At 56.4% G+C, this 17095-nt stretch carries 15 protein-coding genes; 6 read left to right on the forward strand and 9 right to left on the reverse strand.

All coding sequences use genetic code 11. The annotated features are described in order from the left end of the window. Nucleotides 1–64: 64 nt before the first annotated feature. The gene (locus tag DYU11_RS09745; protein WP_119667447.1) at nt 65–727 is read left to right on the forward strand and encodes a thiamine diphosphokinase; all 663 of its coding nucleotides are present in this window, start codon (nt 65–67) and stop codon (nt 725–727) included. A gap of 60 nt (nt 728–787) precedes the next feature. Here DYU11_RS09745 and DYU11_RS09750 read toward each other — a convergent pair whose 3' ends face one another. The 4 genes from DYU11_RS09750 to DYU11_RS09765 form a co-directional block, all read right to left on the reverse strand. Further along, nucleotides 788–1321 (reverse strand): collagen-like protein, encoded by a 534-nt coding sequence (locus tag DYU11_RS09750; protein ID WP_229365749.1) that lies wholly within the window; start codon nt 1319–1321, stop codon nt 788–790. A 223-nt stretch (nt 1322–1544) separates the two neighbouring features. Next, nucleotides 1545–3203, reverse strand: a complete 1659-nt coding sequence (locus DYU11_RS09755) for a catalase (protein WP_229365750.1) — start codon at nt 3201–3203, stop codon at nt 1545–1547. Nucleotides 3204–3370: 167 nt separating this feature from the next. After that, entirely contained in the window at nt 3371–4513 is a 1143-nt protein-coding gene (locus tag DYU11_RS09760; RefSeq protein WP_119667449.1) for an epoxide hydrolase family protein, read from the reverse strand. A 12-nt stretch (nt 4514–4525) separates the two neighbouring features. Continuing rightward, a complete protein-coding gene (locus tag DYU11_RS09765; protein WP_119667450.1) occupies nt 4526–5434 on the reverse strand; it encodes a glycoside hydrolase family 43 protein in 909 nt (302 codons plus the stop codon). Between the two features lie 319 nt (nt 5435–5753). On the opposite strand from DYU11_RS09765, the gene DYU11_RS09770 reads away from it, so the two are divergent. Continuing rightward, the gene (locus tag DYU11_RS09770; protein ID WP_119667451.1) at nt 5754–6659 is read left to right on the forward strand and encodes a 3-keto-disaccharide hydrolase; all 906 of its coding nucleotides are present in this window, start codon (nt 5754–5756) and stop codon (nt 6657–6659) included. Continuing rightward, nucleotides 6646–7860, forward strand: a complete 1215-nt coding sequence (locus DYU11_RS09775; RefSeq protein ID WP_119667452.1) for an acetyltransferase domain-containing protein — start codon at nt 6646–6648, stop codon at nt 7858–7860. The genes DYU11_RS09770 and DYU11_RS09775 overlap by 14 nt, the downstream gene beginning before the upstream one ends. A gap of 3 nt (nt 7861–7863) precedes the next feature. Here the strand turns inward: DYU11_RS09775 and DYU11_RS09780 are convergent, their stop codons facing one another. Then, on the reverse strand, nt 7864–8316 hold the full coding sequence (locus tag DYU11_RS09780; RefSeq protein ID WP_119667453.1) for a hypothetical protein: 453 nt from the start codon (nt 8314–8316) through the stop codon (nt 7864–7866). 141 nt (nt 8317–8457) lie between these two features. Here DYU11_RS09780 and DYU11_RS09785 point away from each other — a divergent pair, with 141 nt between their 5' ends. Further along, nucleotides 8458–8841, forward strand: a complete 384-nt coding sequence (locus tag DYU11_RS09785; RefSeq protein ID WP_119667454.1) for a DUF4267 domain-containing protein — start codon at nt 8458–8460, stop codon at nt 8839–8841. 61 nt (nt 8842–8902) lie between these two features. Continuing rightward, entirely contained in the window at nt 8903–9754 is an 852-nt protein-coding gene (locus DYU11_RS09790) for a hypothetical protein (protein ID WP_119667455.1), read from the forward strand. 49 nt (nt 9755–9803) lie between these two features. Here the strand turns inward: DYU11_RS09790 and acs are convergent, their stop codons facing one another. The 4 genes from acs to pdxH form a co-directional block, all read right to left on the reverse strand. Beyond that, nucleotides 9804–11729, reverse strand: a complete 1926-nt coding sequence (gene acs, locus DYU11_RS09795) for an acetate--CoA ligase (RefSeq protein WP_119667456.1) — start codon at nt 11727–11729, stop codon at nt 9804–9806. A 191-nt stretch (nt 11730–11920) separates the two neighbouring features. Continuing rightward, nucleotides 11921–12142, reverse strand: coding sequence for a DUF6814 family protein (locus tag DYU11_RS09800; protein ID WP_119667457.1), 222 nt, complete (start codon nt 12140–12142; stop codon nt 11921–11923). 97 nt (nt 12143–12239) lie between these two features. Continuing rightward, nucleotides 12240–13802 (reverse strand): MFS transporter, encoded by a 1563-nt coding sequence (locus tag DYU11_RS09805; protein ID WP_119667458.1) that lies wholly within the window; start codon nt 13800–13802, stop codon nt 12240–12242. Nucleotides 13803–13937: 135 nt separating this feature from the next. Then, complete coding sequence (gene pdxH / locus DYU11_RS09810; protein WP_119667526.1) at nt 13938–14579, reverse strand: pyridoxamine 5'-phosphate oxidase; 642 nt, start codon at nt 14577–14579, stop codon at nt 13938–13940. A gap of 94 nt (nt 14580–14673) precedes the next feature. Between pdxH and DYU11_RS09815 the strand changes: the two genes are divergently transcribed. Continuing rightward, nucleotides 14674–17049 (forward strand): DUF349 domain-containing protein, encoded by a 2376-nt coding sequence (locus DYU11_RS09815; protein ID WP_119667459.1) that lies wholly within the window; start codon nt 14674–14676, stop codon nt 17047–17049. Nucleotides 17050–17095: the final 46 nt, after the last annotated feature.

Below are 17095 nucleotides of genomic sequence, written 5' to 3' on the forward strand. Positions count from 1 at the left end.
CAGGTTTGTTGTTTGTAGGTAGTATCCGAGTAACCACAAACTATAAACCACAAACTACAAAAGCATGTCCTCACACCATATCGTTCGCGACGAGCAGGAACCGGCCCTGTTGATTGCCAACGGCGAAGCCTGCCAGCCGGAGCTTATCGGGCAACTGCTGGAATGGAGTCCGCGGGTGGTCGTTCTCGACTCGGCCATCTGGCGGGTACTGGAGCTGGGCATCAAAGTCGATGTGCTGCTGGGCGATTTCGACCGGAACCTCGACCTCGACACCATTCGGTCGCAGCAGTACCCACTGGAAATCATCCACACACCTGATCAGAATAAGACCGATCTCGACAAGGGCATCGAATACCTGATCGACAGCGGTTTCCCGGCCGTGAACATCATCTGGGCAACGGGCCGGCGGGCAGACCACAGCCTGACCAATATGACCAATATTGTCCGGTACAAGAACCGAATCCGGATCGTGATGCTGGACGACCACTCGAAACTATTCCCGCTCGTGGGCCGCTACGAAAAGTGGTACGAAAAGGGGACGCCCATTTCGCTGATTCCGGTCGGAACGGTGGAAGGAGTGGTGACGGAAGGTCTGCTCTACAACCTGAACGACGAAACCCTGACGCTCGGCTACCGCACCAGCAGCAGCAACGAAGCCGCCGACGATGGGTTTGTGCGGGTGTCGGCCCGCTCGGGCGACCTTCTGGTGATGGAGTGCTGGGATTGACGGACGAACCAGCCGCAGACCAGGGTTGCTGATTTGATCTGCGGCCAGTTCATCGCCTGATCAGTCGGGGATTCCAAACGCCCGCTGAACGGCCCTGTAGTCACTGTAATCGATAGCGCTCTGCCGACCGGTAGGCGTACCGCCCGGAATAATCACATAGCGCATCTCCTGAGCACCAAGCGAATAGGAAGCTACCAGTTCAATCCGACCAACGTAGAAGCGCTGGTGAACACTGTAACTGGTGCTACCAAGCGTTTGGGCGTAGGGTAGGGATAACACACGACCCCCTTCTTTCCAGTATACCCGAATGTCGGCCCGATCGAGAACCTGCTGGGTGATGGCTGAGGCTGTCAGATTTCCTGTATAGGTACTGCCGCTGCCCGAAAACGAAACGGATGTCCAGGGCGAATAGATTACGTTGGCCGTGCCGGGATCGCCTTTAGGCCCCTGTGGTCCCCCCGGGCCTTGCGGACCAGCCGGACCAACTTCACCTTGTGGACCTGGTTCGCCATCTTCCGGTTGGCAACCCTGAAAACTAAGCGCACCAACGAATAAAGTGGCTATCAGCAGCCAACTTGTCTGTAAACGTTTCATTTGGGTAGAAGTTGAATTGGTTTGACATAGTATTTAGACGTAATCGGCTAAATGAATGGAAACAACAACTTCCGAATACAGGTGGAACTCCCTATGCGTATGAGTAGAAACACGTAGAAATAGTCGCAAATTATAAATATCTGATAAACAATAGGTTACTAATAAAAAAAAGCCCCGCGCCTGAAGTGACGCGGGGCAACTTTTAGGTTAAGCGTACTGATGTTTAATACGGCTGGGCCGGATGAGCCATCTCTTCGGCCTGCTGAGCGGCTTCCCGATTGGCTTCGTCGGTTGCCTGGCCGTGTTTCTGGCGGTCGCCGGCCTGCTGAAGCCCTTCGCGTACCCGCCGACCGTAGTCTTCGTCGCACTGGCTGAACAGCTCCACCATTTTATCCTGAATGTGTTTTTCGGCCCCCGACAGCGCATCGACCAGGTTGTTGATCAGATCGTCGCGTTCCCAGTCTTCAAACAGCCGATACCGTTCGCCGGCCTGCTTGAAGTTATTGGTGCGGTCAATGGGTTGACGTACCAGGTTGCCTGCTACGTAGGGCGTATGGTCGGGACCCGGTGACGGCGCCTGCTTCAAGCCGTTCAGGGACGATGGCTCGTAGTTGACGTGCGGATTCTGGCCCGGTGCCGTGTCGACCCGGTACTGCATCTGGCCGTCGCGCTGGTTGGTCGCTACGTGCTTCTTGGGTGCGTTGATCGGGAGTTGCAGGTAGTTCGTGCCCACCCGGTAGCGTTGGGTGTCGGAATACGAGAACGTCCGGCCCTGCAGCATCTTATCGTCGGAGAAGTCCAGGCCGTCGACCAGTACGCCCGTACCGAAGGCAACCTGCTCTACCTCGTGGAAATAGTTTTCCGGGTTTTTGTTCAGGGTCATCTTACCCACCGGCAGCCAGGGGAACTGATCGGTCGGCCAGAGTTTCGTATCATCAAGCGGGTCGAAATCCAGTTCCGGGTGTTCGTCATCGCTCATGATCTGCACCAGCAGCTCCCACTGTGGATAGTTACCGGCTTCAATGGCGTCGTACAGGTCCTGGGTCGCGTGGTTGAAATTCTTGGCCTGAATCTGCTCGGCCTCGGGCTGCGTCAGGTTCTTAATGCCCTGCACTGGCTCCCAGTGGTACTTTACCAGCACCCCTTCGCCCTTGTCGTTGTACCATTTGTAGGTGTTCACGCCCGAGCCCTGCATTTGCCGGTAGTTGGCCGGAATGCCCCAGGGCGAGAACAGGAACGTAATCATGTGCATGGCTTCGGGCGTATTGCTGATGAAATCAAAAATACGACCACCGTCCTGCCGGTTTGTCAGCGGGTCGGGTTTGAAGGCGTGAACCAGATCCGGAAACTTCATGGCGTCGCGGATAAAGAACACCTTCAGGTTGTTGCCAACCAGATCCCAGTTACCATCTTCGGTATAGAATTTTACGGCAAAACCGCGGGGGTCACGCAACGTTTCGGGCGAGTGGCCACCGTGAATAACCGTCGAGAAACGGACGAAAACCGGCGTCTGTTTGCCTTTTTCCTGAAACAGTTTGGCGCGGGTGTATTTCGCAATGGGCTCGTCGCCCACCGTGCCATACGCTTCAAAAACGCCGTGGGCTCCGGCTCCGCGGGCATGCACAACGCGCTCGGGTATCCGCTCCCGATCAAAATGGCTGATTTTTTCGAGGAAAGGGTAGTTCTCCAGGGTGGTTGGCCCGCGACTGCCGACCGTACGTACGTTCTGGTTGTTGTAAAGCGGGTGGCCCTGGCGGGTGGTCAGCGTCTGGTCGGTTGGCTGATCCTGCGGTTGCAGACCGGTTGCGCCGAAGTCAGGTCCGGGGGTAGGTTGATTCCCGTTCTGGTTGCCGGACGGGTTACCATTTTTGTTGTTTTCCATAATCTCGATGTTTTTTGTCGAGTAATTGGGTTGAACCTGATTAACCCAATAGACCAAAAATGGTTTTCATCTGCTACGGCCTTTTCCTGAACCCGTTGCCGGATCGGTTGATTATCAGGTATCAGCCACGCTTCGTTCTGATAAACCAACTCTGGCCGTTTCTGCTTTCAGCGAAGCGGGCGGAAAAAGGCCCTTAGTTCGTCGGCAAGCCGTTCGGGTTCTTCCAGGGCGGCAAAGTGGCCACCTTTGGGCGGTTCCGACCAGTATTGCAGGTTATAAAACCGTTCGGCAAACTGGCGGGGAGCCGGAACAATATCTTTCGGGAAAATCGATAGTCCGGTCGGAACGTCTATTCTGGGCAACTCGATCTCATTCGCTTGCGGTTCTTCCTCATCCCAGTACGGAATAAACGAGGACTGAATGGTGCCGGTGGTCCAGTAGATGAGAATATTCGACAGCAGGTCGTCTTTCGTAAAGCTGTTTTCAAGATTCCCGTTGCAGTCGCTCCAGGCATAGAATTTTTCGATGATCCAGCTGGCCAGCCCAACGGGGGAGTCAGTCAGGCCGTAGGCGAGAGTTTGTGGTTTTGTGGCCTGAAGCATTGCATAAGCCCCTTCCTGCATCTGCCACTGCTGACCGTCCCGAAGGTAATTCCTTTCCGGCTCCGACAGCGTATCGGGGTTTGTGGCAAAGAGCCGCCAATAGGGTACGTCGGTCATGTGGATACCGATCAGCGACTCAGGATGGAGCATACCCAGCGCTTCCGTGACTCCACTCCCGACGTCGCCCCCATGGGCCGCATAACGCTCATAGCCCAGTGTTCGGGTCATGAGCGTATGCAGTACGTTTGCGGTCCATTGGTTGTACGCGCCGGTCTTCTGAATTTTTTCCGAAAAGCCATAGCCGGGTAAACTGGGCAAAATCACGTCGAAGGTGTCCTCCGCCTTGCCCCCGTGGGAGACCGGGTCGGTCAGCAACGGGATGAGTTTGACGAAGCGGTAGAACGAATCGGGCCAGCCGTGGCTCAGCAGCAACGGCATCGGCTTGCCTCCCTTGCCGCGTTCATGAATGACGTGCAGGCCATAACCGTCTAGGTTCGTTCGGTAGTGGGCGAACTGGTTCAGCACCTGTTCCTGTTTCCGCCAGTCGAAACGGGTTTGCCAGTACGTAACAAGTTGCCGCAGGTAGGCCGGATCGGTGCCGGATTGCCAGCCAGCGTCGGTGGTTTCGTCGGGCCAGCGGGTGTTAGCCAGCCGGGTTTGCAAGTCGTCGAGTACCGCCTGAGCAACGTTGATTTGATAGGGCTCCATAACGTAATGCGGTTATCGGATGGTCTGAACGCCCTCTGAGGTCATCACGACCCGTTTCAGCGTACCGTCGGGGAAATAATACAGGTAATCAATGCAGATCGAGCGACGATGGCTGCCGCCGTTTGGCAACCCGCCGTTGTGGTAGAAAAAATACGACTGGCCTTTGTACTCAACAATGGCCGGGCGGTTGGTTTCGCAGTTGCCCGCCAGTTCGTTCAGGATACCCTTGAATGTCCAGGGACCATCGATGTGGCGGCTCATGGCGTAGGCAACCTTTTCCGGCATCTGATAGCCGTAGCACAGGTAGTACCAGTCGTCCCGTTTGTGGATGTGTGCCCCTTCCGAGAAGTCGGGGAGATCAATCGTCCGGATCGGGCCGGCCAGGCTGGTCATGGAGTCGGCCAGCCTGGCGTAATAGCATCGGGCGTTGCCCCAGATCAGATACGCCTGCCCATCGTCGTCAACCAGCACGGTGGGGTCGAGGTTGTCTTTTTCGCCGACCGGATTGGTAAGCCTATCGGGCGCAATCAGGGCTTTCCCCAAAGCATCCCGAAACGGGCCCGTTGGCGTATCGGCTACGGCCACGCCGATTGCTTTACCCGGCATACCAGCGTGCGTAACGGCGGCATACCAGTAGAAAATACCGTTTCGCTCGATGACCTTCGATGCGTAGGCGTCGCCACTCGCCCAGGCAAAGTCGCGGGCCCGCAGCGGTACCGGATGTTCCGTCCAGGTGGCCAGGTCTGTGGAGGAAAAACATCGCCAGTCGTTCATAACGTAATCGTCCACGTCGGCGGGCGGTTCATCGTGGCCGGTGTAGAGATAAACCGTGTCGTTATGCACCAGAACGGTTGGATCGCTCGTGTACAGATGGCGAATAATGGGATTGCCGGTTGTCAGAGCTGTCTGTTGATGGGTCATGTGTTGTCAGGTTGTACGTGTTCACTGACTCGAACCGTGGTAAAGCTAAACGGGTAGGCTACTGAAACGCCACCAGGTTCTGTGTGCGCCGTTTCGCAGGGCTTATTTTTCCGTCTGCTTTTCAGCATAACGGTCCTGTCTCATAAGGGTTATGTTAATTTTAGGGCGCGGGATTGGAAGCTCGACTTGCCGGGTAACAGACGTAGCCTCACTCAGCAACTGGTCCGTGTTTGTTATAAACCGGTCGTAACAACCAATCGCAGTATATCATTATCCAGCTACCTTTGGTGTAGTTAATTTCCTAACCCTATAATTCAGCATGAACGGTTTATCTTCATTTATCACTGGTCTGGTACTGGTTTGCGTCCTTGTAACGACATCACTGGCGCAGAAACCGGCCGACCGGCGCGATTGGATTCAACTCTTCAACGGCAAAGACCTGACCGGCTGGGACATCAAAATTACCGGGCAGCCCCTCAACGATAATTATAAAAACACCTTCCGGGTCGAAGACGGGATCCTCCGCATTGCGTACGACCAGTACCAAACTTTCGATGGGAAGTACGGTCATCTGTATTATAACAAGCCCTTTTCGCACTACATCGTGCGGTTCACGTACCGGTTCGTGGGGAATCAGACGCCCGGCGGAGCCGCCTGGAACGTCCGCAACAGCGGGGTTATGGTTCACTCGCAGTCGGCAAAGAGCCTGTCGATGAAGCAGGACTTTCCGGTGTCGCTGGAGATTCAACTACTGGGCGGGCTGAACAAAGGCGAGCGGCACACGGCCAATCTCTGCACCCCCGGTACGCAGGTATACATGAACGGCAAACTGAACCCCGCACACTGCATCGATTCGAGATCGAAAACCTACGACGGCGATCAGTGGGTAACGGCCGAAGCCATCGTGCTGGGCGATTCAGTCATTCATCACCTGGTCGAGGGCGATACCGTGCTGACTTACCAGCGCCCGGAAGTCAGCAGCTACTTTGTCAGCAATGACTACAACTGGCAGGCCGCGGGCGTCGACAATGCGAATGAGTGGATCAGCCGCGCCAACAAACCACTTGTGGAAGGGTACATTGCCCTGCAGGCCGAGAGCCACCCGATCGACTTTCGCAACGTAGAGGTGCTGAACCTGAAAGGGTGCATGGACCCGAAAGCGCTGAACTACAAATCCTATTACGTAAAAGCAGATAACACCCAGTGCCGGTATGGAACGAAGTGAGCCGGTCGCTATCAGGCCGGGAGCCGTAGCAAACCGAATAACCGCCATTGACGTAACGCGGGGTCTCGTTATGGTCATCATGGCGCTGGACCACGTACGCGATTTACTCCACACGGCTGCGCTGACGCAGAGCCCTACGGATCTGGCAACGACCACGCCGGCCATTTTTCTAACCCGCTGGATCACGCACCTGTGCGCCCCTACGTTCGTGTTTCTGTCGGGTATGTCGGCCTATCTGTCATTGCAGAAACAGCGCACAGCCGGTCCGCCGGCCTGGTCGGCCCGCCGGTTTCTGCTGCAGCGGGGACTGGTGCTGATTCTGCTGGAGCTGACCATTATCAATTTCGCTTTCTGGTTCGATCTGCAATTCCGGACCATCATGCTGCAGGTGATTTATGCCATCGGTGGTGGATTCGTCCTACTGGCGTTCCTGTCCCGGTGGCCCGCCCGCTGGCTGGGGATCATCGGGCTGGTTATCATCTTCGGCTATGATCTGCTGCTGCTGATACCACCTTTCAGCGACCAGACCGCCCGTTTGATCTGGTCGCTGTTCTTCAGGACGGAGTTGTTCAACATCAGCCCACAGTTCATTTTGCTGGTGGGGTATCCGCTGATTCCGTGGCTGGGGATTCTGCTGGTGGGGTATGCCTGCGGGCCGTTGATGGTACGACCGGCCGGTTTCCGCAAACAGACGATGCTGCGGATCGGGCTGGGGGCAGTGGCCTTTTTCGTGGTGCTCCGGCTGATCAACGTCTACGGCGATGCGGCTCCCTGGGCGGTTCAGAAAGACGGCCTGTTTACGGTGCTTTCGTTTCTCAACGTCAGCAAATACCCGCCCTCACTGCAATACACCCTGCTCCTGGTTGGCCTTGGTCTGCTCATTCTGGCCGTGGCGGAGGGTGCTGACAACGGATTGACGCGGGTGCTGACGGTCTACGGCAAAGTGCCGATGTTTTACTACATCCTGCACTGGTACCTTGTTCACCTGTCGATGATTGCGATGTCACTGCTCCAGGGGTATTCGTTCGCCGACATCCCCGCCGGGCCGTTGAACTTCGGTCGGCCCGACGGAGCCGGCGTATCACTGCCGGTAGTCTATCTGGTGTGGATTACGTTGGTGGCCGCGTTGTATCCGCTCTGCCGCTGGTATGGTCGCTACAAAGCCGCCCACCCCGAAAACGGATGGCTGCGGTACATTTGATGACTACTCTTTAAAACACACGTACGTTTCAACGACCTGATCGCCGTTGAAGTCCTGATACTTCAGCAGAAATGTCTGGGTATCGATAAATTCTAGTGATTGCGATAATACTCCAGGTGGCGGACCAAAACCTGAATTATAGCGACTCTGAAAAACCGTTACGGTACCGTTTTCACAGCGGTGCGAGCCGCCTAGTGGCCCTCCGGGACAGGACGTACTCGTGGTAACCTGACCACCTAACCGACCGGTCTGGAACAGAAATCGGTTGTCTTTTTCGCAGGGTAGAATCGCTTCCTGGTTGTTGCGAAGTTTACTGACGAGCCGCCAGGTAAGGCAGCGGCTGACGCGGGCGTGGTACTCATCGCAGGTGATCTGTTGGGCAGGACGATGGTCTTCGCAGGCGAGCAGCATCGTCCACAGCACGACGGTGCCGACGGAGGTAAATAAACGTTTCATGATGTGGTTTTGATGTCGTTTGACTTTGCACTATAATTCGGACTGGTACCGGAATCTAATCGGCCGTTTAATAAATGTAAATAGCTGATTATCTGCACATATATAATTTGTATTAAACGTGACTGGCGATTGTAGAAAGGAATGGGAAACCGCGATAGTCTAAGCAACGGACAGCGGTTGGTAACCGCTGGGTTGGGGGGCGTACTGGCGGGTCTGGGCGTTGCGTACGTCGTTGCGCCGGAATTGATTGAACAGTTGTACGGCGTCGATGTGGCGGAGCAGGGAAACTACAGTTTGCATTATGCTATTGGCGTGCGGGATGTATGCTACGGTCTGGTATTGCTGGCGCTAACGGGTACGCAGCAACGTCGGGCACTCGTTCTGGTCGTTGGTCTTGGCCTGCTCCTGCCGCTGGGCGACGCGTGCATTGTCGTGTTCGGGCAGGGAGCCGCCCTGGTCAGGGCACTGCCGCATCTGGCCGGAGTTGTCACGCTGGGGGGCGTAGCTGCGTATTTGAAGAAATAACCTGGGTCAATAGAATAGTGCCTAAATCAATAGATCCTACCATTTTTTCAACCATCCACGTATGAGCAAAAAACTAGGTGTTTTCATTATTCACGGCATGGGCGATCCGGACCCGAATTATGCCGATGGGCTTATTAAACAGGTAAGCAAACGACTGGGAACGGCGGAGCAGGAGGTCGAATTTGAAGTGTGCTACTGGGCACCTATCCTGCAGGATCAACAGAACGTGACCTGGCGGAGATTACTGCAAAGCAACACCATGCAGGCCAAATCGTTTCGCAAGTGGATCGTGAGCGCCCTCGGCGATCCGGCCAGCTACCTGTCCGGTTACTTCAAGGCCAATAAACCCGTGTACGGGGAAATTCACGAGTGCGTTCGGGTCAGTCTGGAACGACTCGCTACGCGGTTAGGTAAAGCCGAGGCCGATACCAAGCCGCTTATGATCCTGGCTCATTCGCTGGGGAGCGTCATCATCAGCAATTACATCTGGGACCAGCACTACAACAAAAAGGAGAAGAACGTAGGGTATGGCAAGACCCCGTTTGAACGGACCGAAACGCTGACGGCCTTCATTACGTTTGGGTCGAACATCCCCCTTTTTCTGCCGCCTGCGCCACCTATCAAGTGCATTCCATTCCCGCACGAGAAGCTGCCCGAATACCTTAAGCCCGAAGCCCGGTGGCAGAACGTATTTGATCCCGACGATGTGTTAGGCTATCCGCTGCAGCACATCTGGGACGAACCGCAGGGCACCACGATTGAAGACATCACCATCAACGCCGGAATGTGGCCGGCTTCCGAAACGCCCTTTTCGCATACGGCGTATATCCGTGACGACGATTTCCTCGACATTGTGGAGGAACGTATGAAGGCCATCCTGGCCGTCACCGCGCCGGTAGTAGCAGGCCGGTAAACAGCAAAAGCCGGAGATACCACCTCCGGCTTTTGCTGTTTGATCCGTCTTACGCCTTTGCTTCTACCAGCGCCCCGGCTTTGATCTCGTCCACGACGCCCGGGTCGAGCAGGGTGGTGGTGTCGCCCAGGTTGGCCGTATCGCCCTCGGCAATCTTGCGCAGAATCCGGCGCATGATCTTACCCGAGCGTGTTTTGGGCAGGCCCGTTACGAACTGAATCTTGTCCGGCTTGGCAATCGGCCCGATCACCCGGCTGACCGTCGCCAGAATGTCGCGTTTGGTCAGTTCGGCGTCGTGGTCTTCGGGCATCTGCTCGGCAATCACGTAGGCATAAATGCCCTGGCCCTTGATGTCGTGCGGATAGCCTACAACGGCGCTCTCGACCACCCCGGTGTGCATATTGATCGCGTTTTCGACCTCAGCGGTGCCAATCCGGTGCCCCGATACGTTCAGCACATCATCGACGCGGCCGGTGATGCGGTAGTAGCCGTCTTCGTCGCGGAGGCAGCCGTCGCCGGTAAAGTAAAGCCCTTTGTACGTACTGAAATACGTCTGGCGGCAGCGCTCATGGTCGCCGTAGGTTGTGCGGATAATCGCCGGCCACGGGAACTTGATGCACAGGTTACCGCTGACGCCGTTGCCTTCGATCTCCTGGCCGTTTTCATCCACCAGAATCGGCTGAACGCCGGGCAGCGGGAGCGTGGCATACGTCGGCTTGGTTTTGGTGACGCCCGCGATCGGCGAAATCATGATCCCCCCCGTTTCAGTCTGCCACCACGTATCGACAATCGGGCAGCGGTTCTTGCCGATGTGGTCGTCGTACCAGTGCCAGGCTTCTTCGTTGATCGGCTCGCCTACCGAACCGAGCACTTTCAGACTGCTCAGGTCGTGGTTTTCGACTTTTTCCAGCCCAAAACTCATCAGCGACCGGATGGCCGTCGGGGCGGTGTAAAGAATGTCAATCTTGTATTTATCCACGATGTCCCAGAAACGCCCGTTGTCCGGCCAGGTCGGTATACCTTCAAACAGTAGGGTGGTGGCACCGCAGGCCAGCGGCCCGTACACGATGTAGGAGTGGCCGGTAATCCAGCCGATGTCGGCCGTGCAGAAATGCACCTGAGGGGATGCGCCCCCGGCCGTGTCGTACTGGAACACGTTCTGGAAAGTGTAGGCGGTGTAGACCATGTAGCCGCCACAGGTGTGCACTACGCCCTTCGGTTTGCCGGTCGAGCCGGACGTATACAGAATGAACAGTATATCTTCGGCGTCCATTTCCTCGGCCGGGCAGTCGGCGGTGACCAGCTTCAGTTCCTGCTCCATCCAGACGTCGCGGCCTTTGATCATCGACACCGGCGTGCGGGTACGGGTCAGCACAATTACCTTCTGAACGCTCGGGCAGGCGATAAGAGCATCGTCGACGGTTTCTTTCAGGGCGATTTCCTTATTACCCCGGTAGGCACCATCGGCCGTGATCACCACCTTGCACTGGGCGTCGTTGATGCGGTCGGCGATACTCTGGGCCGAAAAGCCGCCGAATACGACCGAGTGAACCGCGCCGATGCGGGCGCAGGCCAGCACTGAAATGGCCAGTTCGGGCACCATCGGCATGTAGATACAGACGCGGTCGCCTTTCGCAACACCGTTCCGTTTCAGGACGTTGGCCATGCGGCAGACCTGATCGTGCAGCATCCGGTACGTCAGCGTGACGCCGGTTTCGTGCGGATCGTTGGGCTCCCAGATAATGGCCGGCTGATCGCCCCGCTCGGCCAGATGGCGGTCCAGGCAGTTTTCGGTGATGTTCAGCTTACCTCCAATGAACCACTGTACGCTGGGTTCGTCGAAATTCCATTGCAGGGTTTTCTTCCAGGGCTTGCGCCAGACAAATTCCTGAGCAATCTCGGCCCAGAACCCTTCCGGGTCCTCAATGCTGTGTTGGTAAGCGGCCTGGTATTGATCAAAGGTTCGGATTAGCATACAATAAAACCAAAAGGGTTAAAGTCGTAAAATTAACGTTGATGCCCGCATCAGCAATTGAACAATGCTATCAGAAAAGATAAGCAGGCTATCGTACTTGCTGGTGTCGGTACGTTGGCCGGCCTTACAATAAAGTCGGCTACGTTGTCGCAAACGTAACACCGGGCGGGCGAATCGTCAACAGAAGCCGATTACGCTTCGTCGGTATACTCCCCCTCGAGGGCGTATTTCCCAAACAGGATCAGTCCGCCAACCACAATCGGGACCAGTACCAGCAGCACGACGTATCCAAACACACGGTCTTCCAGTTTATCGCTGCCGATCTTGGTCAGGCTGTCGGTGATGCGGTCGTAGCCGACATACAGACCCAGCAGAATCCAGATGACGCCAAGGTATTTTTTAAATGCATTCATAGGGTGAAGGGGCGAAAGAGCGAATGAGTGAAAGAGCGAACGGGTGAATGGGTAAATGGGTTGGGTGACCGACAGGCGGGCCGGAGCGGTCGCTCGTTCACTCATTCACCCGTTCGCTTTTTGAAACATATAAGAGTCCGATAACGAAGCAGACACCGGCGACCAGAATCGGGTACCAGAGCCCTTCGAGATACGGTTTGTCGACCGTACCGGCGGCTGTTTCGTTGGCTTTAGTGGCCGTAGCCACCAGGGCCGTCGCAATGAAAGGCGTCAGTCCGCCGAACACCCCGTTGCCGATGTGATACGGCAGCGACATCGATGTGTACCGGATGCGGGTCGGAAACAGCTCGACCAGAAAAGCGGCAATCGGGCCGTACACCATCGTTACGTACAGCACCTGAATCAAAATCAGGAGCATCATCAGCGTGGCGTTGCCGGTCGACAACGTAACGGTTTTTCTGACCTCAGGTTTCGAGGAAGCTCCGGCGGCCGATGCCTGGGTTTGCCGGGTCGTTTCAGTAGCCGTCGTACCATCGGCGAAAACCTTCGTGAAGGTAGTCGTCGTAACAAAATCAGCGCTACCGGCGGGCCGTTCGCGGGTTGTGCGGATCTGCGTCTGCTCACCCAGCTCCTGCTTCTGCGTCAGGTCGGCCAGTTCGTACATCTTCTGGTAAATGGGCCGGTAGGTGAGAACCCCGAGAATCATCCCCGCCAGCATGATGCTCTTCCGCCCGATCCGGTCCGACAGCCCGCCAAAAATGACGAAAAAGGGCGTAGCGATCAGCAGCGCAATGGCCACGATGGTGTTGGCTTGTACAAACTCGATGTTGCAGGCATTCTGGATAAACGACAGGGCGTAGAACTGCCCCGTGTACCAGATAACCCCCTGACCGGCCGTCGCGCCGAAGAGCGCCAGCAACACCATTTTCAGGTTCTGTTTTTTGCCGAAACTTTCGGCCAGCGGGTTTTTCGATACCTTACCTTCGCTTTTCAGTTTGGCAAAGAGGGGCGATTCGGCCATGCGCAGGCGAATCACGATCGAAACCCCTACCAATAAAATAGACAGCAGAAACGGCACCCGCCAGCCCCAGTTCGCGAACGTTTCCAGTCCCAGGGTTTCGCGGGTGATCAGGATGACCCCCAGCGAGACGAACAGCCCGAGCGTTGCGGTGGTCTGAATAAAACTGGTGTAGTAGCCCCGGCGACCAACCGGTGCGTGTTCGGCCACGTAGGTAGCCGCCCCGCCATACTCACCACCCAGCGCCAGTCCCTGCACGAGCCGAAGAATCAGCACCAGCAGCGGTGCCCAGAACCCGATGGTTTCGTAGCCGGGAATCAGGCCGATCAGGAACGTGGAGCCGCCCATCAGCACGAGCGTGACGAGGAAGGTGTATTTGCGGCCGACCAGATCGCCGAGCCGACCGAACACCAGCGCCCCGAACGGCCGAACCACAAACCCGGCCGCAAACGTGGCCAGCGTCGACAGCAAAGCCGCCGTGGGATTGTCTTTAGGAAAAAACTGCGAGGAAAGAATGGCCGCCAGACTACCGAAAATGTAGAAGTCGTACCACTCGATGAGGGTCCCAACCGACGAGGCCGAAATGACGCTCATCAACGTACGGGAGTTGGTGGTCTGGCTGGGCGTGCGCGCTGCAAGCATGAGAAAAGCGGTTTAGGGAGTAAGGAGTCAGCGAGTCAGATTTACTTAGCCTGCTTTTAAGAAGTCGCCGGTGGGGCGTCTGCTGATGACGTACCGGATCAACCCGGAAATGCGCTGCATGCCGGTGGGTTCGGCTCAGGGCGAGAGCCGCTCAATGATCCAGTTGTCGCCCTCCCGACGGTATTGAATGCGGTCGTGCAGGCGGCTTGGGCGACCCTGCCAGAACTCGATCTGGTCGGGCACCACCCGGAATCCACCCCAGTGAGGAGGGCGCGGAATGGGCTGGCCCTCAAACTGGGTTTCCAGCTCCTGCTGCCGCTGCGCCAGTACGTCGCGGCTGGCGATGACCGTGCTCTGATTCGACACCCACGCACCAATCTGGCTGCCCCGGGGGCGACTCGCGAAGTACGCATCCGACTCGTCCGGGCTTACTTTTTCAACGCGGCCCTGCACCCGGATCTGGCGTTCAAGCTCGGCATAGAAGAAGGTAAGCGAGGCAAACGGGTGATTGATCAGGTTGTGCCCTTTCCGGCTGTCGTAGTTGGTGTAGAAAACGAAGCCGGCATCGCCGACGTCCTTGAGGAGTACAATCCGTCCGTCCGGGTGGCCCTGGGCGTTAACCGTGCTGACGTACATGGCGTTTGGCTCCGGTAGTCCGGCGGTCAGGGCCGAATCGAACCACAGCCGGAACTGAGCAATCGGATCCGATAAAACATCTGCTGTGTCTAAACCGTTTAACGTGTATTCCTTGCGTAAATCACTAATCTTAGCGGGCATCATTCGGACTTGTTTTAACGGCTTTCAATGGCTGAACTACAAGAAAATCCGCATTTTGTCGTAATTTTGCAAAAGTAATCGGTACGCTTTCAACATGGCAAACGAAGAACAGGAAATTAACCAGCAGCCGGAACCCTCTAATCAGGCGACCGAAACGCTGGCTATACATAACCCGGACGAATCTGCAACGCAACCTCAGGATGCCGCTGAAACAGGAGAATCTACGCCTGTAGCGGAAACTGAGGCCGCTACCGATGCCCCGTCGTCGACGGAGGCCGCGGGCGTAGCCGCGTCAGATGCTGAAGGGGTAGAGGCCACTGAACCGGCCACTGTAGAACCTGCGGGCGAAACGGCAGCGGAGCCGCAAAGTGAAACGCCGGCGGAGGAGCAATCGGTTGCAGAAACGCCCGATGCGGAACCGACGCCGGAAGAAACGGCTCCGGTTACGGCCGAAGCCGAGCCGCAGTCGGCCGCAGAAACCACAGACGAAGAAACCCCGCTGGTCGTAACCGGTAGTGAATCGAGTGAATCGGCGGAACAGCCAGCCGGGGATGCCCCCACGGCCGCTGCCGACACAGAGGAGCCTACTTCTACCCCCGCTGCCGATGCAGACGAGCCTGCTCTGAGCGAAGAGATCACCGCTCAGTATGCCGACCTGCCCGAAGGCGACGATCATGAAGATGAAACAGCCGCCCAGCCCGCGGCCGACTACAGCCAGTTTTCCAAGCAGGATTTCGTGAATCTGCTGCAACAGCAGCTAACTACGGCCAGCGCCGAAAACGTAACCCCCGGGGACTTCAAGAAAGCCGATCAGCTCCTGAAAGAAGTAAAGCCGCTGTTCGATCAGATGAAGCGGGCCGAGCGCGAAGCCGCTCTGCAGGCCTACATCCAGGAGAACGGCTCCGAAGAAGGCTTTGAGTATAAATTTGACGAGTCGGTTCAACGGTTCGATGATCTGTACAAGCAGATCAAAAGCCTGAAAAATACATACTTCCAGAACCTGGACAAGGCGAAGGATTCCAACTTTGCCACTAAAACCGAGTTGCTGCGTCGCCTGCGCGAACTGGTCGAGAACGACGAGAACAACGCCGGTGATCCCAAGTCGAGCTGGAACGAGTTCAAGCAGATTCAGGACGAATGGAAAGCGGCCGGGAATATGAACTCCCCGCACAACGCGACCCTGTGGGCCACGTACCATGCGCTGGTTGACCGGTACTACAGCAACCGCAACATCTACTTCGAACTGAAAGAACTCGACCGTAAGCGCAACGCAACGCTGAAGGCCGAGGTGATCGACAAGGTTGAAGCACTCGCCCGGGCCTCGGAAGAAACGCCCGTGACGCGGCAGACCATCGACGAGGCCAACGCCATGTTCGAGGAGTACAAGCACATCGGACCGGCTCCGAAGGCCGATCAGGAAGTGCTGTGGCAGCGGATGAAAGCCGCTCTCGATACGCTGTATGAAAAACGGCGCGGGCAAACCAACGAGCAGCGGAAAGAGTCGGCTCAGCTGTACGAAGAGAAATCAAAGATTTACGAAGAACTGGTGCCGTTTACCTCGTTTACGTCCAACAGCATTAACGACTGGAACGACAAAACGAAAGACGTAATGGCCCTGCAGGACCGCTGGAATGCGCTGAAAGGCCCAATGCCCCGCGAGGAAGGCAAGGAACTGAGCAAGAAGTTCTGGGCGGCCCTGAAAACGTTCTTCCACAACAAAGGCGAGTTCTTCAAGCAGCTGGAAAGCAAGCGCGAGGAAAACCTGCGGCTGAAAACCGATCTGTGCGAACAGGTAGAAGCCATTCTGGCCTCGGGCGACGAGTCGGCGGATGCGACGCAGCGGGTAATTGATCTGCAGCGGCAATGGAAAACCGTTGGTCAGGTGCCCGAAAAGCAGAAGAATTCGATTTTCGACCGGTTCAAGGCTGCCTGCGACGCGTTCTTCAACAAGAAGCGGTCGAAAAATCAGGAAACGGAGCGCGAGTTTGAAGGAAACCTGGCCCGTAAGATCGCCCTGATCGAGCGGATCGAGGCAGCTGCCACCGAGAACGCGGACCTGTCGCAGCTGAACGAGTTCAAGAAGGAGTGGAACAGCATCGGGTTCGTGCCGAAGAAAGACATGCAGTCGACCCAGAAGCGGTACATCAACGCCATCAACGCGTTGGTAGGCGCCACGGGCAAACTGTCGGCTAAGGACAAAGAGCGCGTAATGCTGCAAAATGAAGCCGAAGTAACGCGGAGCGGTGGCCGGGACGGCGGTCGCGATGGGGGCGGTGGCAAGCGCGAAGGCGACATTCGTCGTCGGATCTCAGCGCTCGAAAACGATATTGCTACGTACAACAACAATATCGAGTTTTTCGCCCGCTCGAAAAATGCCGACAAGCTCCGGGCCGACATTGAGAAGAAAATTGCTGACGCTCAGAAACAACTGGATGAGTTACGCCACCAGTTGCGGGTAGCGCAAGCCTGATGAATAGGGGAGAAGCGGGCATACGTCAAAAATATGTCCGCTCTTT

The organism is Fibrisoma montanum (assembly GCF_003583365.1).
In the GTDB taxonomy this organism is placed as follows: Bacteria; Bacteroidota; Bacteroidia; order Cytophagales; family Spirosomataceae; genus Fibrisoma; species Fibrisoma montanum.